Annotated in this window: 19 protein-coding genes and 1 pseudogene; 8 read left to right on the top strand and 12 right to left on the bottom strand. The window is 68.3% G+C overall.

Annotated features, from left to right (window positions below):
- Window positions 1-207: 207 nt before the first annotated feature.
- Together glmS and AB0N66_RS20470 are read right to left on the bottom strand one after the other, a co-directional pair.
- Entirely contained in the window at window positions 208-2,025 is a 1,818-nt protein-coding gene (gene glmS / locus AB0N66_RS20475; RefSeq protein ID WP_365436696.1) for a glutamine--fructose-6-phosphate transaminase (isomerizing), read from the bottom strand.
- 27 nt (window positions 2,026-2,052) lie between these two features.
- A complete protein-coding gene (locus AB0N66_RS20470) occupies window positions 2,053-2,310 on the bottom strand; it encodes a hypothetical protein (protein WP_365436693.1) in 258 nt (85 codons plus the stop codon).
- A gap of 164 nt (window positions 2,311-2,474) precedes the next feature.
- Between AB0N66_RS20470 and AB0N66_RS20465 the strand changes: the two genes are divergently transcribed.
- Complete coding sequence (locus AB0N66_RS20465) at window positions 2,475-4,049, top strand: metallophosphoesterase family protein (RefSeq protein ID WP_365436834.1); 1,575 nt, start codon at window positions 2,475-2,477, stop codon at window positions 4,047-4,049.
- Window positions 4,050-4,143: 94 nt separating this feature from the next.
- On the opposite strand, the gene AB0N66_RS20460 is transcribed toward AB0N66_RS20465, so the two are convergent.
- A complete protein-coding gene (locus tag AB0N66_RS20460; RefSeq protein ID WP_365436690.1) occupies window positions 4,144-5,010 on the bottom strand; it encodes a DUF4429 domain-containing protein in 867 nt (288 codons plus the stop codon).
- A gap of 107 nt (window positions 5,011-5,117) precedes the next feature.
- Here AB0N66_RS20460 and AB0N66_RS20455 point away from each other — a divergent pair, with 107 nt between their 5' ends.
- Window positions 5,118-6,665, top strand: coding sequence for a beta-N-acetylhexosaminidase (locus AB0N66_RS20455; RefSeq protein WP_365436687.1), 1,548 nt, complete (start codon window positions 5,118-5,120; stop codon window positions 6,663-6,665).
- Between the two features lie 56 nt (window positions 6,666-6,721).
- On the opposite strand, the gene AB0N66_RS20450 is transcribed toward AB0N66_RS20455, so the two are convergent.
- The 6 genes from AB0N66_RS20450 to AB0N66_RS20425 all read right to left on the bottom strand — a co-directional run bounded on the left by AB0N66_RS20450 (window position 6,722) and on the right by AB0N66_RS20425 (window position 14,137).
- Window positions 6,722-8,494: an IucA/IucC family siderophore biosynthesis protein gene (locus AB0N66_RS20450; RefSeq protein ID WP_365436684.1), complete on the bottom strand. Its 1,773-nt coding sequence runs from the start codon at window positions 8,492-8,494 to the stop codon at window positions 6,722-6,724.
- Complete coding sequence (locus tag AB0N66_RS20445; protein WP_365436831.1) at window positions 8,491-9,051, bottom strand: GNAT family N-acetyltransferase; 561 nt, start codon at window positions 9,049-9,051, stop codon at window positions 8,491-8,493. The genes AB0N66_RS20450 and AB0N66_RS20445 overlap by 4 nt, the downstream gene beginning before the upstream one ends.
- Before the next feature lie 41 nt (window positions 9,052-9,092).
- The gene (locus AB0N66_RS20440; protein WP_365436681.1) at window positions 9,093-10,415 is read right to left on the bottom strand and encodes a lysine N(6)-hydroxylase/L-ornithine N(5)-oxygenase family protein; all 1,323 of its coding nucleotides are present in this window, start codon (window positions 10,413-10,415) and stop codon (window positions 9,093-9,095) included.
- Window positions 10,372-11,814 (bottom strand): lysine decarboxylase DesA, encoded by a 1,443-nt coding sequence (gene desA, locus AB0N66_RS20435; RefSeq protein WP_365436678.1) that lies wholly within the window; start codon window positions 11,812-11,814, stop codon window positions 10,372-10,374. Before desA ends, AB0N66_RS20440 begins: the two co-directional genes overlap by 44 nt.
- A gap of 280 nt (window positions 11,815-12,094) precedes the next feature.
- Entirely contained in the window at window positions 12,095-13,006 is a 912-nt protein-coding gene (locus AB0N66_RS20430) for a siderophore-interacting protein (protein ID WP_365436675.1), read from the bottom strand.
- Window positions 13,007-13,087: 81 nt separating this feature from the next.
- Window positions 13,088-14,137, bottom strand: a complete 1,050-nt coding sequence (locus AB0N66_RS20425) for an ABC transporter substrate-binding protein (RefSeq protein ID WP_365436672.1) — start codon at window positions 14,135-14,137, stop codon at window positions 13,088-13,090.
- 298 nt (window positions 14,138-14,435) lie between these two features.
- Here AB0N66_RS20425 and argG point away from each other — a divergent pair, with 298 nt between their 5' ends.
- From argG to AB0N66_RS20410, 3 genes and pseudogenes are all read left to right on the top strand, one after another.
- On the top strand, window positions 14,436-15,884 hold the full coding sequence (gene argG, locus AB0N66_RS20420) for an argininosuccinate synthase (RefSeq protein ID WP_365436669.1): 1,449 nt from the start codon (window positions 14,436-14,438) through the stop codon (window positions 15,882-15,884).
- A 196-nt stretch (window positions 15,885-16,080) separates the two neighbouring features.
- Window positions 16,081-16,476: a hypothetical protein gene (locus AB0N66_RS20415; protein ID WP_365436666.1), complete on the top strand. Its 396-nt coding sequence runs from the start codon at window positions 16,081-16,083 to the stop codon at window positions 16,474-16,476.
- A 154-nt stretch (window positions 16,477-16,630) separates the two neighbouring features.
- Window positions 16,631-16,837, top strand: a pseudogene (locus AB0N66_RS20410) (VOC family protein); the annotation flags it as partial.
- Window positions 16,838-16,931: 94 nt separating this feature from the next.
- Here the strand turns inward: AB0N66_RS20410 and AB0N66_RS20405 are convergent.
- Together AB0N66_RS20405 and AB0N66_RS20400 are read right to left on the bottom strand one after the other, a co-directional pair.
- Window positions 16,932-17,111 (bottom strand): DUF397 domain-containing protein, encoded by a 180-nt coding sequence (locus AB0N66_RS20405; protein WP_365436663.1) that lies wholly within the window; start codon window positions 17,109-17,111, stop codon window positions 16,932-16,934.
- Between the two features lie 11 nt (window positions 17,112-17,122).
- The gene (locus AB0N66_RS20400) at window positions 17,123-17,977 is read right to left on the bottom strand and encodes a helix-turn-helix transcriptional regulator (protein ID WP_365436660.1); all 855 of its coding nucleotides are present in this window, start codon (window positions 17,975-17,977) and stop codon (window positions 17,123-17,125) included.
- Window positions 17,978-18,222: 245 nt separating this feature from the next.
- Here AB0N66_RS20400 and AB0N66_RS20395 point away from each other — a divergent pair, with 245 nt between their 5' ends.
- Genes AB0N66_RS20395 through AB0N66_RS20385 form a run of 3 tightly spaced genes read left to right on the top strand, consistent with a single transcriptional unit; the run spans window position 18,223 to window position 19,783 of the window.
- The gene (locus AB0N66_RS20395) at window positions 18,223-18,705 is read left to right on the top strand and encodes an ATP-binding protein (protein WP_365436657.1); all 483 of its coding nucleotides are present in this window, start codon (window positions 18,223-18,225) and stop codon (window positions 18,703-18,705) included.
- A 47-nt stretch (window positions 18,706-18,752) separates the two neighbouring features.
- A complete protein-coding gene (locus tag AB0N66_RS20390; RefSeq protein ID WP_365436654.1) occupies window positions 18,753-19,103 on the top strand; it encodes a hypothetical protein in 351 nt (116 codons plus the stop codon).
- Window positions 19,100-19,783, top strand: a complete 684-nt coding sequence (locus tag AB0N66_RS20385) for a nucleotidyl transferase AbiEii/AbiGii toxin family protein (protein WP_365436651.1) — start codon at window positions 19,100-19,102, stop codon at window positions 19,781-19,783. The genes AB0N66_RS20390 and AB0N66_RS20385 overlap by 4 nt, the downstream gene beginning before the upstream one ends.
- A gap of 77 nt (window positions 19,784-19,860) precedes the next feature.
- On the opposite strand, the gene AB0N66_RS20380 is transcribed toward AB0N66_RS20385, so the two are convergent.
- Window positions 19,861-21,462: a hypothetical protein gene (locus tag AB0N66_RS20380; RefSeq protein WP_365436648.1), complete on the bottom strand. Its 1,602-nt coding sequence runs from the start codon at window positions 21,460-21,462 to the stop codon at window positions 19,861-19,863.
- Between the last annotated feature and the right edge of the window lies 1 nt (window position 21,463).

The raw sequence follows: 21,463 nt of genomic DNA, 5'->3' as shown, positions 1-21,463 counted from the left end.
CGCCGGCCGGGGAGTGACGGCCACCGGCCGAAGTCGGCGCGGGCCCGGGGTAATTGGGCGGCCCCGGCTCCTGAAAAGAACGGGTCCCTGTGTGCTGGTGGCACGCGCAGGGGCCCGTTCTTGGTGTTTTCGGCTGCGGATTATAGGGGTTGCTCGCGCCCACGCGGCGGAGCCGCAAGATGTCACAGCCCCGCGCCCCTGAAGGGGCTACTCCACCGTCACCGACTTCGCGAGGTTCCGCGGCTTGTCGATGTCCCGGCCCAGGGCCAATGCCGTGTGGTAGGCGAGGAGTTGGAGGGGGATGCCCATGAGGATGGGGTCCAGTTCGTCCTCGTTCTTCGGGACGACGATCGTCTGGTCGGCCTTCTCCTGCTCCTGGTGCGCGACCGCGAGGATCCTGCCGCTGCGGGCCTTGATCTCCTCCAGGGCTGCGCGGTTCTTCTCCAGGAGGTCGTCGTTCGGGACGATGGCGACCGTCGGGAGAGCGGGCTCGATGAGCGCCAGCGGGCCGTGCTTCAGCTCGGAGGCCGGATAGGCCTCGGCGTGGATGTACGAGACCTCCTTGAGCTTCAGGGAGGCCTCACGGGCCACCGGGTAGCCCCGGACACGGCCGATGAAGAGCATCGAGCGGGCCTCGGCGTACTGCTCGGCCAGCTTCTTGATCTCGTCCTCCCGGTCGAGGATCTCGGTGATCTGGCCGGGCAGCCTGCGCAGACCCTCGATGATCCGCTTGCCGTCGCGCACCGACAGGTCGCGGGTGCGGCCCAGATGCAGCGCGAGCAGCGCGAAGGCGACCGTGGTGTTGGTGAAGCACTTGGTCGAGACGACGCAGACCTCGGGTCCTGCGTGGACGTACATGCCGCCGTCGGCCTCGCGGGCGATGGCGCTGCCCACCACGTTCACCACGCCGAGGACCCGCGCGCCCTTGCGCTTCAGCTCCTGGACGGCGGCGAGGACGTCGTACGTCTCACCGGACTGGGAGACCGCGACGTACAGCGTGTCGGGGTCGACCACCGCGTTGCGGTAGCGGAACTCCGAGGCCGGTTCGGCGTCCGCGGGGATGCGGGCCAGCTCCTCGATCATCTGGGCGCCGATCATGCCCGCGTGGTACGAGGTGCCGCAGCCGAGGATCTTCACGCGGCGGATCTGGCGCGCCTCGCGGGCGTCCAGGTTGAGGCCGCCGAGGTGCACGGTGGAGAAGCGGTCGTCGATGCGGCCGCGCAGCACGCGGTCCACGGCCTCGGCCTGCTCGAAGATCTCCTTGTGCATGTAGGTGTCGTGGCCGCCCATGTCGTACGAGGCGGCCTCCCACTCCACGGTGGTCGGCTCGGACGTCGTACGGGTGCCCTCGGTGGTGTACGTGCGGAAGTCGTCGGCCTTGAGGGTGGCCATCTCGCCGTCGTCCAGGGTCACTATCTGGCGTGTGTGGGTGACCAGGGCGGCGATGTCCGAGGCGACGAACATCTCCTTCTCGCCGATGCCGAGGACGACCGGGGAGCCGTTGCGGGCCACCACGATGCGCTCGGGGAAGTCGGCGTGCAGGACCGCGATGCCGTACGTGCCCTCGATCACGCGGAGCGCCTCGCGGACCTTGTCCTCCAGCTTCTCGGCCTGCGAGCGGGCGATCAGGTGGGTGAGGACCTCGGTGTCGGTCTCGGAGAGGAACTCGACGCCGTCGGCCTCCAGCTTCTTGCGCAGGTCGGAGGCATTGTCGATGATGCCGTTGTGGACGACGGCGACCTTGCCGTCGGTCGACAGGTGCGGGTGGGCGTTCACGTCGGAGGGGGCGCCGTGGGTGGCCCAGCGGGTGTGGGCGATACCGGTGGTGCCGGCGAAGCGCTTGGGGACCTTGGCCTCCAGATCGCGCACCCGGCCCTTGGCCTTGACCATCTTCAGGCCGCCCGTCTTGGGCGTCGTGACGACGATGCCCGCCGAGTCGTAGCCGCGGTACTCCAGTCGCTGGAGGCCCTCAAGGAGGAGGGGAGCGACGTCACGCCTGCCGATGTATCCGACGATTCCGCACATGGATGACGTTTCCTAGCCGTAGATGATCTAGCCGTAGACCATGCGGCGCAGCTGCCTGAGCGTGAGCTCCGGTGGCGCGACCGCGCGGTATTTCAGGTCCGCCTCGATCCGTTCGAAGATCGTCGCGTTCACCAGGCCCTGCGCCTGGAGCTCGCGGTGGCGGCGACGGACGTACTCCTCGGTCGTCTCGTCGAAGTAGGCGAGCACGTCCTGGACCACACGCAGCGCCTCGCCCCGGTTGAGGGGCGAGGAGCGCGTCAGATGATCAACAAGTTCGTCGTGCACTCGTTGATCCTGAGGTAAAGCGCCGACCATCGCAAGAATCCTGCCCGATTTCGGGCAAGTGGCTGTTGAAACTCTTATGGGACCCTGTTTGGGGCCTGTTCATGCTGCGTCCTGCGCAGCGATGGCTGCCCGGGGCACCTTTTCCAGCCATGGACACTCCTCGCATGGGCGTACCGGAGAAGCTCGCCGCGCGCATGAGCATGGCTGAGCAGCACGAATACCTCCGCGCCAAGTTTTCGCGCCGCACGATGATCAGAGGCGGCGCCGTGACCCTGGGCGCCGTCGCTGGCGGCGCCTTCGTGCCGGGTGCGGTCGCACAGGCCGCTGTACCGACCCAGAGCACCAGCACCAGCACCAGCACCGAGAAGGTCAACGGCGCCCTCGTCGCCCCCTTCGGCCGTCACCTCGCCTACGGCGCCGACCCGAAGACCGAGATGACGGTCTCCTGGCAGGTCCCGGCCGCCGTCAACAAGCCGTACATCCGCATCGGCGCCCACCCCTGGGACCTCTCCCGCAAGATCGGGGCCGAGGTGCGCAGCCTCTACACCCCGACCGGTGTCGGGGCGAGCGCCGACCACACGCAGTACTACCTGCACGCGCAGCTCACGCACCTGCGCCCCGGCCAGACGTACTACTACGGCGTCGGCCACGACGGCTTCGACCCGGCGTCCGCGCATCTCGCGGGCACCCTCGGCACCTTCACCACCGCGCCCGCCAAGTCCGAGTCGTTCACCTTCACGGCCTTCGGCGACCAGGGCGTCAGCTACCACGGTCTCGCCAACGACAGCCTGATCCTGGCCCAGAACCCGGCCTTCCACCTGCACGCGGGCGACATCTGCTACGCCGACCCGACCGGCGCGGGCTCGACCACCGACACCGGCTTCGACTCGCGCATCTGGGACCAGTTCCTGGCGCAGACCGAGTCGGTCGCCAAGCAGGTGCCGTGGATGGTGGCGTACGGCAACCACGACATGGAGGCCTGGTACTCGCCCAACGGCTACGGCGGCGAGGAGGCCCGCTGGCAGCTGCCGGACAACGGGCCCGACAAGAAGAACCTTCCCGGCGTGTACTCCTTCACGCACGGCAACACGGCGATCATCTCGCTGGACGCCAACGACATCTCCTTGGAGATCCCGGCCAACCTCGGCATCTCCGGCGGCACCCAGACCAAGTGGCTGGAGGCCCAGCTCAAGAAGTACCGGGCCGCCCAGGGCATCGACTTCATCGTGATCTTCTTCCACCACTGCGCGTACTGCACCTCGACCTCGCACGCCTCCGAGGGCGGCGTACGCCGGGAGTGGGTACCGCTCTTCGACAAGTACACCGTCGACCTGGTGATCAACGGCCACAACCACGTCTACGAGCGCACCGACGTCATCAAGGGCAACGAGGTCGCCAAGAAGCTCCCGATCGGCGGCACCGCCTATCCGGAGACCGACGGGATCGTGTACGTCACGGCGGGCGCGGCGGGCCGCAGCCTGTACGCGTTCAGTGCCGACGAGTCGTACGAGGGCCATGTGAAGGACGTCGAGTCCGTGGCCTCCTTCGTCGCCGAGAAGGGCAATGTCCACGTGGCCGAGACGGTTGCCTGGTCCCGCGTGCGCTACGTCAACTACTCGTTCCTGCGGGTGGATGTGACGCCGGCGGTGAAGGGCCACCTGGCCACGCTGAAGGTGCGGGGCATCGCCGAGACGGGCGAAGAGATCGACAACTTCACGGTGGCACGCAGGGTCAAGTAGCGCCCTCCAGCGAACTGTTCGCGACTAGCCACACTCGGCCGGCGTTCGTACGCCCGGAAGGCGGGGCGTACTTCCTCCCTCCGGCAGGCGGTCCTCACATCCTCTTGAGGACCGCCTGCTTGGCCATCGCGAACTCCTCGTCAGTCAGGACACCGGACTTGTGCAGCTCGCCGAGCTCCCGCAGTCGGCGCAGCAGGGCGTCATGGTCGGCCTCGGGGGCAGCCGGCAGCTCCTTCACCGGCTCCGGGGGGAGAAGCGCAGCCGAAGGGTGCGGCAACCGCACCTGCACCGCCGCCGCGACCAGCGCCATCAGCGGATCCTTCTTGAATCCCCACAACTCCACGGAGTTCGGGTCGTACTTGGGCGGCGCCTTCGTCTCCGCACCGCGCACGGTGAAGCGCAGGCACCCGTTCTCCAGCCCGGCCGACGGATGCCATTCGACGCCGGTGATGTCCCCCAGCGCGAGCGACCGGCCCCCGGCGGCAGCCTTCGCGTCCTCCGTCTTCCAGTTCCACTCCAGGCGTACGTGTTCGCCGTCGAAGCTCGCGGTGCCGTCCCCGGCGGAGACGGACAGGGGCAGGGCGGGGCCCGGCAGCAGATATTCGTCGACGGGGCCGGACGGCACCTCGTCCAGAAGCAGTGCGCCCCGGACCTCGTCCACCAGGTACTCGGCGACGCCGTAGCGGTCGGACTCGACGGCGAGCTGGTACGGGTCGTTCGGCTCCGTGAGTTTGCCGCCGGTCGCCTGGAGCAGGGGGTCGGCGCCGTCGCGCAGTCTGAGCCTCAACCGCCCGGTCTTCCTGCCCTGTTCGAAGGAGATGCCCGCCAACGCACCGAGCGGGACGTTCAGTTCAGCCAAAGTCCTGCGGAACAGGCTGACGTTCTTGTCGCGCCCGGGAGTCAGGCGTAGCGCGTCACCGTCGAAGATCCAGGTGCCGTCCTTCTGGATGATTTCCGCCATACCGGGGATTGTTCCACCGGCCGTACGGGAGAGTGGTCTATACCCATTAGAAGGGAGCGCTTGTGAGACAGCACAGAACGCCCCGTCTTCTCAGTACGCTGCTGCTTGTGGCAGCCGCGTCCATCTCCGTCGTCGGCGCGGCACCCTCCGCGGCCGACCGGACCGTCACGCCGCTCGGTCAGGTGATCCCCGCCCCCGTCTCGGTCGACGCTCACGGAACCCCGTACCGCATCACCACCGACACCCGCATCCGCGTGGACGACTCGCGCGAGGTCCGCAAGGTCGGCGAGTATCTCGCGGACATCCTGCGGCCCTCCACGGGATACCGGCTGCCGGTCGCACCGTCGGCGCACGGCGGTGGCGGCATCCAACTCCGGCTGGGAGCAAAGGAGCTGGGCGCCGAGGGCTACCGGCTCGACAGCGGCAGGTCCGGCATCACCATCACCGCCGCCGCGCCGGCCGGCCTCTTCCACGGCGTACAGACCCTGCGCCAACTGCTTCCGGCCTCCGTGGAGAAGGACTCCACACAGCCGGGCCCCTGGCTGGTCGCGGGCGGCACCATCGAGGACAGCCCGCGCTATGCCTACCGCGGTGCGATGCTCGACGTGGCCCGGCACTTCTTCACCGTCGACCAGGTCAAGCGCTTCATCGACGAGGTCGCGCTCTACAAGGTCAACAAGCTGCATCTGCACCTCAGCGACGACCAGGGCTGGCGCATCGCCATCGACTCCTGGCCGCAGCTCGCCACCTACGGCGGCTCGACGCAGGTCGGCGGGGGACAGGGCGGCTACTACACCAAGGCCCAGTACAAGGAGATCGTCCGGTACGCCACCTCGCGCCACCTGGAGGTCATCCCCGAGATCGACATGCCGGGGCACACCAACGCCGCGCTCGCCTCGTACGCCGAACTGAACTGCGACGGGGTCGCGCCGCCGCTCTACACGGGCATCGGCGTCGGCTTCAGTTCCCTGTGCGTGTCGAAGGACGTCACGTACGACTTCGCGGACGACGTGATCCGTGAGCTGGCCGCGATCACTCCGGGCAAGTACATCCACATCGGTGGCGACGAGGCGCACTCCACGCCGCACGCCGACTTCCAGGCCTTCATGGACCGGGTGCAGCCCATCGTCGCCAAGTACGGAAAGACGGTGATCGGTTGGCACCAGCTGGCCGGGGCGTCCCCGGCGCCCGGGGCCCTGGTCCAGTACTGGGGCCTGGACGGCACCAACCCGGCGGAGAAGGAGCAGGTCGCGGCGGCGGCACGGAACGGCACCGGGCTGATCCTGTCCCCGGCCGACCGGGCCTACCTCGACATGAAGTACAACAAGGGCACCCCGCTGGGGCTGACCTGGGCGGGCTATGTGGAGGTGCAGCGGGCCTACGACTGGGATCCGGGCAACTACCTTGCCGGAGTGCCCGGTTCGGCGGTCAAGGGTGTCGAGGCTCCGCTGTGGAGCGAGACGCTGGTGACCTCGGCGAACCTCGACTACATGGCTTTCCCCCGGCTGCCCGGTGCGGCCGAGCTCGGCTGGTCGCCCGCGTCCACGCACGACTGGGACACGTACAAGGTGCGGCTCGCTGCGCAGGCGCCGCGGTGGGACGCGCTGGGGATCGACTACTACAGGTCGGCCCAAGTTCCCTGGTCCACCGAGTAGTTGGTGAGAGAGGTGGGGCTCAGGAGGGGACCGCTGTCTCCTGAGCCCCACCCGTTCTAGAGACCCGCGATCGGGTTCTTCAGGTTGCCGACGAGCTGGAGGGCTCCGGACGGGTCGGCGAGGTCCACCATCTGCTTGTTGTTGCGCAGCTGGAGGCGGTTGAGGCAGGACAGGGCGAACTCCGGCGCGAACATGTCGTACTGCCGGAACTTGTCGGCGAGTTCGGGATTCGCGTCCTGGTAGGCGCGCACCGACTCGGCGACCGTCCGCCAGAAGAGGTCCTCGTCGAGGATGCCCTCGGCGTCCAGGTCCGCCGCGAGGAAGCGGAAGAAGCAGTCGAAGACGTCGGTGAAGATCGACAGGAGCTTCTTGTCCTCGGGGACGTCGACGCGGATCCGTTCCACGGCCGGCGGCAGCACCGCCTGCGGGTCCAGGACGGCGATCTCCTCGGCGATGTCCTTGTAGATCGCGCGCTGCACGACGCCGTCCTTGAGGACCAGGATGACGTTCTCGCCGTGCGGCATGTACACCAGGTCGTAGGCGTAGAAGCTGTGCAGCAGCGGGGTGAAGTAGGCGCGCAGATAGCGGCGCAGCCACTCCACGGGGTTCAGCCCCGACCGCTCGATCAGCGCGCCCGCGAAGGACCTGCCCTCGTGGTCGACATGGGCGAGGGCCGCCATGGTCGCCAGGGTCTCGCCCTCCTGGAGTGCGGGCACCGGGCTCTCGCGCCACAGGGCGGCGAGCATTTTGCGGTACGGGGAGTAGCGGTCGGTGGCGGCCTCGTACTCCAGGTGGCGGTAGCCGACGGCGGCGCGCTCTCGGATGATCGAGAGGCCCGTCGACTTCAACACTGCGTCGTTCTCGATGAGTTGGGCGAGCCAGTCGTTGATCGCCGGCGTTGCCTCCATGTACGCGGCCGAAAGCCCGCGCATGAAGCCCATGTTGAGGACCGAGAGCGCCGTTTTGACGTAGTGCTTCTCGGGGTGCGACTTGTTGAAGAACGTCCTGATCGACTGCTGGGCCAGGTACTCGTCGTCGCCCTCGCCGAGGCAGACCAGGTGCTGCTGGGCGACCTCGGCCGCGAACGTCACCGACAGCTTGTTCCACCACTGCCAGGGGTGGACGGGGATGAGGAGGTAGTCGCCGGCGTCGAGGCCCTGCCCGGTGAGGGTTTTCGCGAACCGCTCGACGGTCGCAGCGCCCAACTCCTCACGCAGGAACGACTCGTACTCGATGCCCACTCCCGCCGTGAACGCGGCCCGTGAGCGGTGCGCGGCCAGCCACACCAGCCGGACCGGGCTCGCGGTCTCGGGCGCGTACGACAGGTACTCGTGCACCCCGAAGCCGAGCCGACCGTTGTTGGCGACGAAGCAGGGGTGGCCCTCGGTCATGCCGGTCTCGATCTCCTGGAAGCCGCTCCTCGCGAGCTCGGCGACCGGGATCTGCGGCTTGGTGAGCTTGAAGCAGGTGCCCGAGAGGGTGGAGGAGATCTCCTCCAGGTAGACGGGCAGGACCTCGTCGCTCAGGCCGAGCGTCTTCTTCAGCTCGATGAAGAAGTCCAGCGCGGCGAGCGGGAGTTCACCGCCGTCGCGGTGGCGGGTGATCGACTCGGCGTCGACCTGCCAGTGGTCGAGCGGGCGGAGGCGGGCGGTGAAGCGGTAGCGGGTCAGCCCGTCGTCGCTGTGGACGGCGTACTGGTCCTTGCCCTGTGCCTCCGGCGTGATCAGCCGTTCGTGCGCGAACTCGGCGAGCGCCTTGCGGACGAGCAGACGGTTGGCGCGGTCCCAGCGCTCGGGGGAGAGGTGCGCCACGGCGTCGGACAGGGTCATATGGCCACACTCCGTACTTGTCGTATCGCGGCGTCGAACTGTTCACGCGTGCAGAAGCTCAGCAGCGCGCGCTTCTCGGGCTTGTCGATCTCGCGCTCGGGGACGAAGCCGACGGCTTCGTTGAGCGCGTGCACCGCCTTGTTGCTCACGTCGGGTTCGACGACGACGCGGTGCGTGGCCGGGTCGGCGAACAGCTCCGCCATGACGGCGGTGATCACGGACCGGGTGAAACCGTGCACGGGCGTGTCCGTCGGCGCGACCAGGAAGTGCATGCCGACATCGCCGGGCTCGGGCTCGTACAGGCCGACGAGTTCGACGTACCGGGGGTCGTAACTCTCCATCAGGAAGACGGGCTTGCCGTCCAGCAGGCCGAGGAACGCGTGGTGGTGCTCGGCGGCCGCGATGGCCATGTACTCCCGCTCCACGTCCTGGAGCCGGGCGTCCTGCATCATCCAGAAGGCGGACTTGGGGTGGGTGACCCAGCCGTGCAGCAGCTCGGCGTCCTTGAAGGGGTCGAGGGCGCGGATGGTGAACGTGCCGATGTCGGTGGCGGTCATACGGCTCGTACGACTTGTGCGGCTGATGCGGTTCATGGGGCTCATACGGCGAACTCCTGGAACGCGATGGTCTTCTCGACCGGGTAGTACTCGGTGCCGAGCAGCTCGCGGATGATGTACGCGTTGCGGTACGCGCCCATGCCGAGGTCCGGCGAGGTGATCGAGTGCGTGTGGACGCCGGCGTTCTGGAGGAAGATCCCGCGCCCGGTCGTGTCGATGGCGTAGTTGCGCGCCACGTCGAAGTTGCCCCGCGAGTCGTAGCACAGGCGGTCGTGGACCGGCTTGAGGAACTCGGGCTCGGCGTACTTGTAGCCGGTGGCGAGGATCAGCCCCTGGGAGCTCAGCTCGTACTCCTTGCCCTGCTCCTCCTGGCGCAGACCGAGGGTGTACGTCCCGTCCCGGTAGATCGCCGTTTCGAGGGAGGAGTTGGTGAGCAGCCGGGTGGGGACCGGGCCGCCGCCGACCTTCTTCTGGTAGAGCAGGTCGAAGATCGAGTCGATCAACTCGCCGTCGATGCCCTTGAACAGGCCCTTCTGCTCCGTCTGGAGGCGGTAGCGGGTCGGCTCGGGCAACGCGTGGAAGTAGTCGATGTACTCCGGGGAGGTCATCTCCAGCGTGAGCTTGGTGTATTCGAGGGGGAAGAAGCGCGGGGAGCGCGTGACCCAGTTGAGCTGGTAGCCGTGGACGTCGATCTCGCTCAGCAGGTCGTAGTAGATCTCGGCGGCGGACTGACCGCTGCCGACGAGCGTGATCGACTCCTTCCGCTGCAACTCCGACTTGTGCTGCATATAGCGGGAGTTGTGGATGAAGTCGCCGCCGAGTCCGGCGCAGGCCTCGGGGATGTACGGCGGGGTACCCGTGCCGAGGACCAGATGCCGGGCACGGAACTCCTCACCGGCTTGCGTGCGGACGACGTACACCTCGTCCTCGTGGCTCACCTCGGTGACTGTCGTGTCGAACCGGACGCTGGAGAGCTTCGAGGCCGCCCAGCGGCAGTAGTCGTCGTATTCGAGCCGGAGCGGGTAGAAGTTCTCGCGGATGTAGAAGGAGTACAGACGGCCCGATTCCTTCAGGTAGTTGAGGAAGGAGTACGGGGAGGTCGGATCGGCGAGGGTGACCAGGTCCGACATGAACGGGGTCTGGAGGTGTGCGCCGTCCAGGAACATTCCGGAGTGCCACTCGAAGTGCGGCTTGGAGTCGAGGAAGACGCCGTCCAGTTCGGCGATCGGCTCGGTGAGGCAGGCGAGGCCGAGATTGAAGGGGCCCAGCCCGATGCCGATGAAGTCGTGCGTTTTCACGGCAGATTCAGGAAGCGCGGATTCAGGAAGCGCGGTCAAGGGACTCTCCAAGGTACTGCTCGGCATGGCCGGCGATCAGATCGAGTACGGCGGTGATGTCGTCCGTCGTGGTCTCGGGGTTGAGCAGGGTGAACTTCAGGTAGTGCCGCGCGCCGACCTTCGTACCCGCGACGACGGCGTCACCGGAGGCGAACAGGGCCTTGCGGGCGTACAGGTTGGCGTGGTCGATCTCGGAGGGATCGGTGACCGCGGCCGGGATGTAGCGGAAGACGAGGGTGGAGAGGGAGGGCGCGACCACGACGTCGAAGCGCGGGTCGGCGGCCAGTAGTTTCCAGCCCTCGGCGGCCAGGTCGCAGACCTCGTCGAAGAGTTCGCCGATTCCGTCGGCGCCCATCACCCGGAGCGTCATCCACAGCTTGAGCGCGTCGAAGCGCCGGGTTGTCTGGAGGGACTTGTCCACCTGGTTGGGGATACGTTCCTGCACCGCGCGGACCGGGTTGAGGTACTCCGCGTGATAGGTGGCGTGGCGCAGCGTGGCGGCGTCACGGACCAGCACGGCGGACGAACTCACCGGCTGGAAGAAGGACTTGTGGTAGTCGACGGTGACGGAGTCGGCGCGCTCGACGCCGTCGATGCGGTCCCGGTTCTTCAGGGAGGCGAGCAGTCCGCAGCCGTAGGCGGCGTCGACGTGCATCCAGGCACCGAACTGGGAGCACAGCTCGGCGATTTCGGGCAGCGGGTCGATGGAGCCGAAGTCGGTGGTGCCGGCGGTGGCGACGACGGCCATCGGGACGAGGCCGTCGCGCTTGCAGCGTTCCAGTTCGTGGGCGAGCGCGACCGTCTGCATGCGCTTGTCGTGGTCGACGGGGATCGAGACGACGGAGTCCGCGCTCAGGCCGAGGAGTTTGGCCGACTTCTTGACGCTGAAGTGGCTGACCTCGGAGGCGAAGATGCGCAGTTTGGCGAGGCTGTCGGACTTGGCTTCCTCGCGAGCGAGCAACAGCGCCTGGAGGTTGGACTGCGAGCCGCCGGAGGTGAACACGCCGTCGGCGGCCGGGCCGAGGCCGATGCGTTCATTGGTCCAGTCGATGAGCCTGCGCTCGATGAGGGTGCCGCCGGCCGACTGGTCCCAGGTGTCCAGGGAGGAGTTGACGGCCGAGAGGACCGCCTCGCCGACCACGGCCGGGATGACGACCGGGCAGTTGAGGTGCGCGAGGTAGCGCGGGTGGTGGAAGTAGATCGCGTCCCGGAGGTAGACCTCTTCGAGTTCGTCGAGGGCCGCGGTGGTGTCGTGCAGCGGGCGGTCCAGGTCGATCTGCTCGATACGGGGGGCGAGGGCGTCGACCGTGACGCCGGTGAACGGACGGTCGGTGGTGGCGAGTTTGGCCGCCACCCGCTCTATACCTTCGGTCGCGGAGCGGCGGTACCGCTCCGCGGTCGTGTCGTTGAGCAGGTGCGAGCGCATGTGGGGGTCCTCCGTGCGGGGAGTGTCCGGGCGGGACATGAGGGGCGGAATCACGTCTTCAACTTAGGTTAGCCTAACCTAAATCGATCGTGTCACCCCGTCCCGGTGACGTCTTTCTGTCCCATAGGTGACGAACGCCTCGTCCGGGGCTGTGGGTTGCTGCCGGGCCTGCGCTGAGGCCGCGGGTTGCTCCCGGGCCGGGAGTGGCTGAGGGCCGCGGGTTGCTCCCGGTCAGGGACCGCGGGTTGCTCCCGGGAGGGCAGTGGCTGAGGGGCGAGGGTTACTCCTGCTCGCGCAGTTGCTCCTCGGTCAGCCCGCGGCGCCAGTAGCCGACGAAGGTGATCCGTCTGCGGTCGATCCCGCGCTCGCGCACGAGATGGCGCCGCAACTCCTTCACCTGGCCGGACTCGCCCGCGATCCAGACGTACGGCCGTTCGGCGGGCGGGAGTTGGGCGGCTCGCACGGCGTCGACGGCCATGGGGGTGGGGGCACCTCCCATGCCCTTAGGGCGGTGGGGGACGTGGTCGCGTACGAGCCAGTTGATGTCCGCGTCGGCCGCCGTCACCAGGTCCTGGACGTCGGCGACGTGCTCGACCTCCAGCCAGGCCTGGGCGCGAGTGCCGGCCGGGAGCGCTTCGAGGATGGCGGAGGCGGCGGGCACGGCGGTCTCGTCGGCCCAGATGACCACCAGGTCGGTGTCCTCGGGCGGCCGGAAGCGGATCGCCCTGTTGTCCTCGATCGCCGGACCGAGCAGCAGGACGCGGTCCCCGGGGGCCGCTTCGTACGCCCAGCGGGAGGCGGGGCCCGCGGGTGTCGCGGCCCCGGGTTCCACGCCGTGCAGCACGAAGTCGATGTCGATCTCGTCGGGGTCGCGTCGCAGCGCCCGCAGCGTGTACGAGCGCATCACCGCCCGTACGTCGTCCGGGAGTTCGCGCCAGCCCTGCCACCAGCCTCCCCCACTCTCGGCTTCGCTCGAGCGGGGGGACCCCCAGCCCAGCTCGATCGGGACGCGGGGCTCGGACTGGCCGGGGTGCGGCAGGAAGAGGGAGAGGCTCTGGTCCTGGCCGCCGGAGGCGAACGCGCTCAGGTCCGGGCCCGCGAAGGTCACCCGGGCCAGCGACGGGCCGAGCCGTCTCGTCCGTACGACCTGGAGAGAGAAGAAACGGAACGGGGCGGCTACGGCCGTCGGCATGGGGGCTCCTGAGGTGCGGTCAGGGTGCGCTGTGGCTGTCGGTGTGGCTTGGTCGCTGCCGCTGTCGCGGTCCGGGGAGGGTCAGGCGACCTTCTTGGCGGTCTCGATGGCCTTGGCGAGGTTGTCGAGGATCGGGGTGCACTTGTCGTACGACACGATCGGCTCGGCGGAGCGGGGGATGACCTGGCCGGCCTTGACGGCGGGCAGCTTCTTCCAGGTCGCCTCGGTGATGTCGGCCGGCTGGATGGTCGCGGAGCGGTCGTCCATCATGATGATGTCCGCCGGGTACTTGTCGACGTTCTCCCAGCTCAGGCTCTCGAACCAGCCGCCGCTGGCCTTGAGGACCTTGGGGTCCGGCTCGACGATGTTCACGCCGAGCGCCTTGAAGTACTCCAGGTCGATGGAGAGGTTCGAGCCGGAGACGTAGAAGATGTCCTGGCTCGCGGAACCGGCGAGCACCTTGATGTCGGGGTGCGCCTTGGCGGCGGCGCGCAGTCGCTCGGCGGCCGTCTCGAACTTCTTCTTCGCGTCGACGACCTTGGCGGCTTTCACATCGGCGCCGAGCGACTCGGCGAGCGCGTACATGCGCTCAAGGGACACGGGCAGCTGGCGGTCGTATACGGAGATGCCGACGCTCGGGGCGAGCTTGAGGATCTTGTCCTTGGACTCCTCGGGGACGTACCAGAGGGTGCCCGCGCCGTCGAACATCGTGGAGATCAGTACGTCGGGGGCGAGAGCCGCGTACTTCTCGATGTTGAACTGGCCCCACTCGTTGCCGAGGATCGTCACCTTGCTGATGTCGATGTCGCCGGCCTGGACGTCGGCCTTGCCGTCCGCGGTCTTGGTCGGGCCGAAGACGCCCTTGACCTCGATGCCGTAGTCGAACAGGGCGGCGGCCGCGCCGGTGAACGCGACGATGTTCGCCGGTATCTTGTCCAGCTTCACCGTCGTGCCGCGGTCGTCCTTGAACGTCCAGGGACCGGCCGACGCCGCAGCCTTCGTCTCGTCCGCCGAGCCACTGCTGGTCGAGTCGTCGTCTCCGCAGGCGGCGAGAACGGCACCGAGGCCGAGGGCGCCCCCGGCGGCGAGGATGCCGCGACGGGTGAGGTGGTTGGCACGGGCGTTGGACATGTGTGGCTGCTTTCGGCACGGGGCGGGAGCGCCCGCCTGACAGGTTCGAAGGTAGGTTAGCCTAACCTCATAAGGTGTCCAGGGGGTGGGGCTTCCCCCCCGTGACCTGTGAGTTGCCCGTGAGGGTGCGCGCGTGTCCGTGTGCCGCGGACGCGCGTGTCCGGCGTCAAGGAGTCGGCCGGGCGTGACGCCCCAACTCTCGTTCGTCCCGCGCGTGTTCACTCTTCACTCGTTGTCCGCTGGCAGGCACTCACGGCTCGGCCTTGCATGATCATGCGTTCTATTGCATAATCTTGCCATGTCCAAGGTTCTCACCTCCCTCCCCACCGGCGAGCGTGTCGGCATTGCCTTCTCCGGCGGGCTCGACACCTCGGTCGCCGTCGCCTGGATGCGCGACAAGGGCGCCGTGCCGTGCACGTACACCGCCGACATCGGCCAGTACGACGAGCCCGACATCGCGTCCGTGCCCGACCGTGCCTTCGCGTACGGCGCCGATATCGCCAGGCTCGTCGACTGCCGTGCCGCGCTGGTCGAGGAAGGTCTTGCGGCGCTCGCCTGCGGCGCCTTCCACGTCAGGTCGGGCGGACGCCCGTACTTCAACACCACTCCGCTGGGGCGTGCGGTGACGGGCACGCTGCTGGTGCGGGCCATGCTCGAGGACGGGGTGCAGATCTGGGGCGACGGCTCCACGTTCAAGGGCAACGACATCGAGCGGTTCTACCGGTACGGGCTGCTCGCCAACCCGCACCTGCGGATCTACAAGCCCTGGCTGGACGCGGACTTCGTCACGGAACTCGGCGGCCGCAAGGAGATGTCGGAGTGGCTGCTCGCGCACGAGCTGCCCTACCGGGACTCGACGGAGAAGGCGTACTCCACGGACGCCAACATCTGGGGCGCCACGCACGAGGCCAAGACCCTGGAGCACCTCGACACCGGCATCGAGACGGTCGACCCGATCATGGGCGTGCGGTTCTGGGACCCGTCGGTGGAGATCGCCACGGAGGACGTGACGGTCGGCTTCGACCAGGGTCGCCCGGTCACCATCAACGGCAAGGAGTTCGCCTCTCCGGTCGACCTCGTCATGGAGGCCAACGCGATCGGCGGCCGGCACGGTCTGGGCATGTCCGACCAGATCGAGAACCGGATCATCGAGGCCAAGAGCCGCGGTATCTACGAGGCGCCCGGCATGGCGCTGCTGCACATCGTCTACGAGCGTCTCGTCAACGCGATCCACAACGAGGACACCGTGGCCGCGTACCACAACCAGGGCCGGCAGCTCGGCCGGCTGCTCTACGAGGGCCGCTGGCTGGACCCGCAGGCGCTGATGGTGCGTGAGTCGCTGCAGCGCTGGGTCGGCGCGGCGATCACCGGCGAGGTGACCGTGCGGCTGCGGCGCGGTGAGGACTACTCGGTCCTCGACACCAAGGGCCCGGCCCTCAGCTACCACCCGGACAAGCTCTCCATGGAGCGCACCGAGGACTCGGCGTTCGGCCCGGTGGACCGCATCGGCCAGCTCACCATGCGCAACCTGGACATCGCGGACTCGCGCGCGCGGCTCGAACAGTACGTGAGCCTCGGCCTGGTCGGCACCGCCCACCCCACACCGATCGGCGCCGCGCAGGCTGCCGCGACCGGCCTGATCGGCGCCATGGACGAGGGCGGCGCGGAGGCGATCGCCTCGCGTGGCGAGGCTCCCGATGAGGAGCGGTTGCTGGATCGGGCGGCTATGGAGTCGGGGACGGACTGAGCCGGGGGCCGGTCGCCGGGGCCAGTCACCGGGTTCGGTCACGGGGGCCAGTCCCCGGGATCGGTCACCGGGTTCGGTCGTTGGCACCTGGGCTGCGGGCCCCGGCGGATTCATTCCGCCGGTGCCCGTCGCTCTTGGGGCGTCCCATAACCTCGTGCTCAGTGACCCGAACAGAGGGACCTCAGAGAGCGAGCCTGTGACCGGACAGCAAGCAACCACGACCCTGTGGCGCCCGACCGGCCCCAAGGAGCTGGACCTTGTCCGGGAACTGAACTGGCGTGCCTGGCCGCCCCGCCTCCCCGAGCAGCCGATCTTCTATCCGGTCCTCAACGAGGACTACGCGGTCAGGATCGCGAGGGACTGGAACGTCAAGCACGATGGCGCCGGCTTCGTCACGCGCTTCGAGGTCGAGTCGGAGTTCCTCGCCCGGTATCCCATCCAGCAGGCCGGCGGACGGACGATCCTCGAACTGTGGGTTCCAGCCGAGGAACTCGACGAGTTCAACGCCCATATCGTCGGCGAGATCCAACTGGTCCACGAGTTCACCGAGGGGCGCGGGCGCACTGACGAGCAGGGACACGCAGCGCGGTGATCGGGTTCGCCTTGATGTGCCCAGATTTGCTGCGGGCTCTTGGTGACGCCGGCTGGCACTCCAAGAGGAGGGTGAGTGTCGGCCCGTGGCTCGACTCCAAAGCGTCTTCGAAGGTGGACCGCCCCGTGGTGTCGGCCAGCGACATCAGACAGACTTGACCCGGTTGTGGCGCCAACGCCCAGTCGGCTCCTGGGTGCCGACCGTCGAGGATGTTCGGGCCCGCCAGATGCCGCCCACCCTGCTGTTCATCCAGGTGCCCGAGGGCAAGGCTGTGAAGAACCGGCTTCACCTCGACGTCAGCCCGATCGACGGCAGCATCGAGGACGAGGTGACCAGACTGCTCGGCCTCGGCGCCACCAAGACGATGCCGCCTCCCCGCGCAAGTGCCGACCCGTGATCGCTGAGCGTCGGTTCACCTCGAAGACCAGCGAAGCCCCCGTGTTCTGAGGAGCGGCTCAGTTCCTGGATTCCAGGATTGCTATCAGGGCGTTGAGCTGGGGTCGGCCGGTGGTTAGGACGATGCCCGGTTCGTCGCTCTCGCGGAGGAGGATCGTTCCGGCGGGGGAGACGGCCACATACACGCAGGCGGAGGCCTCCTGGCTGTGGGTGGACTTCTGCCACTGCAGTTCAGGCATCTTGGGCTTCCTCAGAGGTCGCGGGCGAGCTGGGTGATGAAGTCGCGGGATTTGGCTGGAGGGAGTGCGGTTTGCCGCATGCGGTCCAGGACGAGGTGGTAGCGCTCCAACTGGGCTGGGGAGTCGATGAGTTCAGCGCCGTGGTCTGTGTCGAGCTGGACGGTGTCGAGCTGGTGGACCGGTCCGTGGAAGTAGTCGATGCCCTGCCCGGAGGTGTGGAACGGGCCGCTGTCGAAGGGGATCACGGCGATGGTGACGTCGTCGAGTTCGCTCATCTCGTTGAGGTGGTCGAGCTGGGCCCTGGCTGTCTTGCGGTCGCCGAATCGCATGCGCAGGGCAGCCTCGTGGATGATCGCCGTGTATGGCGGGGGCTGTTCGCGGTGCAGGATCGCCTGGCGCTTGATGCGGTGCGAGACGCGGTGCTCGATCTCGTGGGGCTTCAGCGGTGGCACGGTGTGGGCGAACAGGGCGCGGGCGTGATCCGTCGTCTGCAGCAGACCAGGGATGTTGATCACGTGTGCCACGCGTACGGCGGTGGCGTGATGTTCCACCTCGGTGAGGTCCAGCATGCGGGGCGAGAGGATCTCGCGGTACTCCTCCCACCAGCCGCGACGACGCTCGCCCGTCATCGCCGCGAGGGTGTCGATCAGCGGCTCGTCCGTGCAGTCGTAGTGCCGTGCCAGCGTGCGCACGCGCTCGCCGCTGACTCCGTAGCGCCCGGCCTCGATGTTGCTCACGCGTGACTGCGTGGCACCCATCAGCGCGGCGGCCTGTGTGGCGGACAGGTCCGCGCGCTCGCGCAGCCTCCGCAGTTCGACACCCAGGCGACGGCGTCGGGCGGTGGGGAGAGGGCTTGGCTGCGGCATGAGCGGCGACTTCCCGTTCGTACATACGGCGTGTGGGTCACCCACACGAAGGTAATAAGGGCTGCATTCCCCTCAGTTCATGGAATGTAGTCCATGAACCGGTCTACGGTGAGTCCCGAGCCGCTCAACTGGCCCCGCCGGTAAGCCGGAAGCGCCCCGCGCTGCCCACACGTACGCACGCGACATGCCACCGCCCAGCCAGGCCCGTAGAGCGAACCCAAGTCCCGCCACCGCAGGAGGCGTTCATGGTCACCGTATCCCCGTCGAAGTCCGAAGCGTCCGCATCTTGGGCGTACGCGCTCCAGTTGCCGAACGATCCGCCGGCCCCGCGGATCGCCCGCACCACCCTCCGGGCCGTCCTGACCGGACACGGGATGACTGAACTGACCGACACCGCCGAGCTGCTGACCTCCGAGCTCGTCACCAACGCCTGCCGGCACTCCACCGGCCCCGCGACCCTCCACCTCCGCGCCCTCGGCGGCACCCGCCTCCGCGTGAGCGTCTGGGACGCGAATCCGCACATTCCGCCGCCCTTCGGCAAGAGCCCCGGTCCGCTCCAGCCCGTCCCGGCCGAGGCGGATGGCGGACGCGGACTGTTCCTCGTATGCCACTACGCGGACGCGTGGGGCGGCTACCCGCTCGGGGACGATCTCTTCGGGCGGGGCGGGAAGCTGCTGTGGTGCGAGCTTGGGCCGCACGCTGCCCATGCCGTCCGGGGCATCGCGTGATCGCCGCACACATGCGGGCGCAACCTCGGGGACGGCATACTGCTGTCGTGGCCGAGCACGGAGATGAACGCAGTGGGACCCCATCCCAGTGGGGTTACGGCGCGGAGCGGCTGCCGACGACGCTCGACGAGCTCGTCGGCCCGACGTCCGGGCAGGTCGAGCTGCCGCTGCATCTGGCGTGGTCGGGGCTGCGGGTCTTCGACATCGGGGACGTGAAGTTGTTGCTGGGGATGTATCGGATCGTCCTCAACAACGGTTCGCGGTACGACTTCGTCCAGTATCTCGACGGGGAACTGCTCGTGCGCCACTGGCCCATCCTGCGCAAGATGCTCGGGCGTGGCGTGCGGAGGACGTGGGAGGAAGCATTCCCCGAGCTCCTGCCTTCTGCTGCCGCATGAGGCTGCCTGAACTCCACCGCCGGCTGCTGAGGGACGCTCTGAGCGCGGGCGATGCCTATGACCTGGCCCTGGCCGGCGGTTACGCCGTCCAGGCGCACGGCCTTGTCAGTCGACCGAGCCAGGATCTGGACTTCGCGACCCAGCACCCGGCGTCGCTGGTGGACATCGCGCTGAGGCTGGCGGAGGGCCTGCGGGACAAGGGCTGGGCTGTCTCCGTCGTCGACACCAGGCCCCTGAAGGCGCGATTGCTGGTTACCGATCCCAGCAGCCGGGAGGCCTGCGAGGTCGACTTGCTCAAGGAGGCGCTGTCCCAGCGGCCCGTCTCCATGGACGTCGGCCCGGTGGTCGCTCTTGAAGACCTGGTGTCCATGAAGGTGCGGGCGCTGGGGGACCGGGGCCTGCCCCGAGACGTTATCGATGTGCGTGCGGCCTGTCAGTACTACTCCGTGGCGGAGCTTGAGCAGTTGGGGTTTCGCGGCGACGCGGAGTTCGACCTCGGGGAGCTGCGTGATCGGCTGGAGAGTGTTGTCTGGGTGAGCGACGAAGAGTTCGCCGCCTATGGGCTGGCGCCGGAGGAAATCACGGAGCTGCGGCATTGGGCGCAGGAGTGGGAGTCCGACCTTGGGCTTCGTCTGGCCGAGGAGTACGACGAACCCGATGACACCCCTGGTGGGTTTTGAGGGCGGGTTCGACCTCGCCAGCATGTGCCGTGAGCTGCACTCCGTCGTGGAGCGGCCGGCCGCAGGCGGCACGGTGATCATGTGGGGCCTACACCGTGGACGGTCGCGCCGTCCGGCCGTCCGTCGACCAGCCCACGCATCACTACCGAATCCAACGCCGGGTTCGCAGCGGCTGCATGGGCCAGTTCGTGGTCGTCGAGGAATTCCGCCAACCGGTGCTGCGGGAGATTCGGGTGGCGGGCCAGGGCGGCTCGTACGGCGGGGTCCCGGTCGTGGGTGAGACGGTCCACGGTTGCTGACTCCGTCTCGGGGTCGCGTGCGGTCAGCGCGCGGATCTCGGGATCCTCGTCGTCGGCGAAGGCGGCCAGGCCGGCGGTGGGGAAGTTCGGCCGGGTGGTGAGGTGTTGGCGTTCGCGGCCGGTGTACTCCAGGAAGCTGCGCAGGAGGAGTGCCGCCGGGGCGTCCGGGTGGTTCTGGGCCAGCAGGACACGTACGCCGAGGTCGTCGTCGGTGGACAGGCGCTCCAGGAGGTCCGTCGGCAGCTCACGGTCGATGGCCGCTCTACGGCGGAGCAGCGGGTGGTCGGAGCATGCGTATCGGCGGACGGTTTCGGGGTCGTCGGATGTCCAGAGCGCGATGTGGTGGACGAAGTCCTGGTCCAGGGGGACCTCGTAGGCGATCCGGGCCCGTTCGTCCTCGCTCAGCGCGGGGTGTACGGACACCGCCAGTCGCACCTTCGGGTCGGGATCCGTGCCCAGCGCGCGGAGTTCGGCGGGTGCGAGGTCGGCGTGGCACGCGACCCTTCGACGCACGTCCGGGTCCGGATCGGCGACCAGTGTGCGGAGTTCGGCGGGGCCGAGGTCCGCGCGGCGCGCGATCGTCCCCCGTACCTCCGGGTCCGGGTCGGCGGCCAGGAGGGTCACCACGTCGGCGGGGAGGCTGGGGTTCTGGGCGATCATCGCCTTGTCCTCCGGACCGGCCGGAGCGGTGAGGACGCTGTCCACGACCCCTCTGCTGAGGGCCTGGTGGAGCAGCATGTCGGTGCGCGCGTGGCAGGAGTGGGCGGGCAGCTCGCTCTCCACCCATGTCGGATCCTCTTCTTGTACGCACCTTTGTGCCCTCTTCCGGACCTCGTCGTCGGGGTCCGCCAGCAGTGCGGCCCGCGTGTCGGCGGGCAGTTGCCTCCAATTGCCCACCCCCCAACGGCGGACCTCCGCGACCGGATGCGTGGGCATGGACCGGAGCAGCCCGATGGACATCTGCTGGTAGAAGCCGAGGCCCCCCAGGTGTTCGGCCTCGTACGCGGTGATCATGTGAACGATGGCCTCGTCGGGCAGTGGCCTTGGTCGGGCGTGGAAAGGCAGCCGGGGTCCCTCCACCAGGTGGGCGCGTACGAACCAGTGCGGGTCGTGCAGCAGCCGTACCCGCTGGGCCGGGTCGACGTGGGGATTGCGGGCGAAGAAGCTGCGGGTGTAATTGTCGGGGTGCTCGATCACCGCGTCGACGACCGCATCGGGCAGGATCCGATCCCGGCACAGCACCATCCGTACCGCCGCCGGACCGTCGGCGAGCAGCCGCAGCAGGATGTCATCCGGAGCGGACGGATTGAGAGCCACTCCGGCCAGCCGACGCGCGGGCAGATCGGCCGCCGCCCAGATCTGCTCAGGTGTAGTCGGCATC

Origin of the sequence: Streptomyces sp. NPDC093544 (genome assembly GCF_040683495.1) — a bacterium.
In the GTDB taxonomy this organism is placed as follows: Bacteria; Actinomycetota; Actinomycetes; order Streptomycetales; family Streptomycetaceae; genus Streptomyces.
Note: the sequence above shows the minus strand (reverse complement) of the source record. Positions and strands in the feature narration are given on the sequence as shown.

Bases quoted from the DNA above. Each gene is read 5' to 3' on its own strand.
- AB0N66_RS20460 (WP_365436690.1), bottom strand. From the start codon at position 5,010: ATGGCGGAAATCATCCAGAAGGACGGCACCTGGATCTTCGACGGTGAC.
- AB0N66_RS20465 (WP_365436834.1), top strand. From the start codon at position 2,475: ATGGGCGTACCGGAGAAGCTCGCCGCGCGCATGAGCATGGCTGAGCAG.
- AB0N66_RS20400 (WP_365436660.1), bottom strand. From the start codon at position 17,977: ATGCCGCAGCCAAGCCCTCTCCCCACCGCCCGACGCCGTCGCCTGGGT.
- AB0N66_RS20450 (WP_365436684.1), bottom strand. From the start codon at position 8,494: ATGACCCTGTCCGACGCCGTGGCGCACCTCTCCCCCGAGCGCTGGGAC.
- argG (WP_365436669.1), top strand. From the start codon at position 14,436: ATGTCCAAGGTTCTCACCTCCCTCCCCACCGGCGAGCGTGTCGGCATT.
- AB0N66_RS20425 (WP_365436672.1), bottom strand. From the start codon at position 14,137: ATGTCCAACGCCCGTGCCAACCACCTCACCCGTCGCGGCATCCTCGCC.
- AB0N66_RS20405 (WP_365436663.1), bottom strand. From the start codon at position 17,111: ATGCCTGAACTGCAGTGGCAGAAGTCCACCCACAGCCAGGAGGCCTCC.
- AB0N66_RS20395 (WP_365436657.1), top strand. From the start codon at position 18,223: ATGGTCACCGTATCCCCGTCGAAGTCCGAAGCGTCCGCATCTTGGGCG.
- AB0N66_RS20430 (WP_365436675.1), bottom strand. From the start codon at position 13,006: ATGCCGACGGCCGTAGCCGCCCCGTTCCGTTTCTTCTCTCTCCAGGTC.
- AB0N66_RS20385 (WP_365436651.1), top strand. From the start codon at position 19,100: ATGAGGCTGCCTGAACTCCACCGCCGGCTGCTGAGGGACGCTCTGAGC.
- glmS (WP_365436696.1), bottom strand. From the start codon at position 2,025: ATGTGCGGAATCGTCGGATACATCGGCAGGCGTGACGTCGCTCCCCTC.
- AB0N66_RS20380 (WP_365436648.1), bottom strand. From the start codon at position 21,462: ATGCCGACTACACCTGAGCAGATCTGGGCGGCGGCCGATCTGCCCGCG.
- AB0N66_RS20440 (WP_365436681.1), bottom strand. From the start codon at position 10,415: ATGCCGAGCAGTACCTTGGAGAGTCCCTTGACCGCGCTTCCTGAATCC.
- AB0N66_RS20445 (WP_365436831.1), bottom strand. From the start codon at position 9,051: ATGACCGCCACCGACATCGGCACGTTCACCATCCGCGCCCTCGACCCC.
- desA (WP_365436678.1), bottom strand. From the start codon at position 11,814: ATGCGCTCGCACCTGCTCAACGACACGACCGCGGAGCGGTACCGCCGC.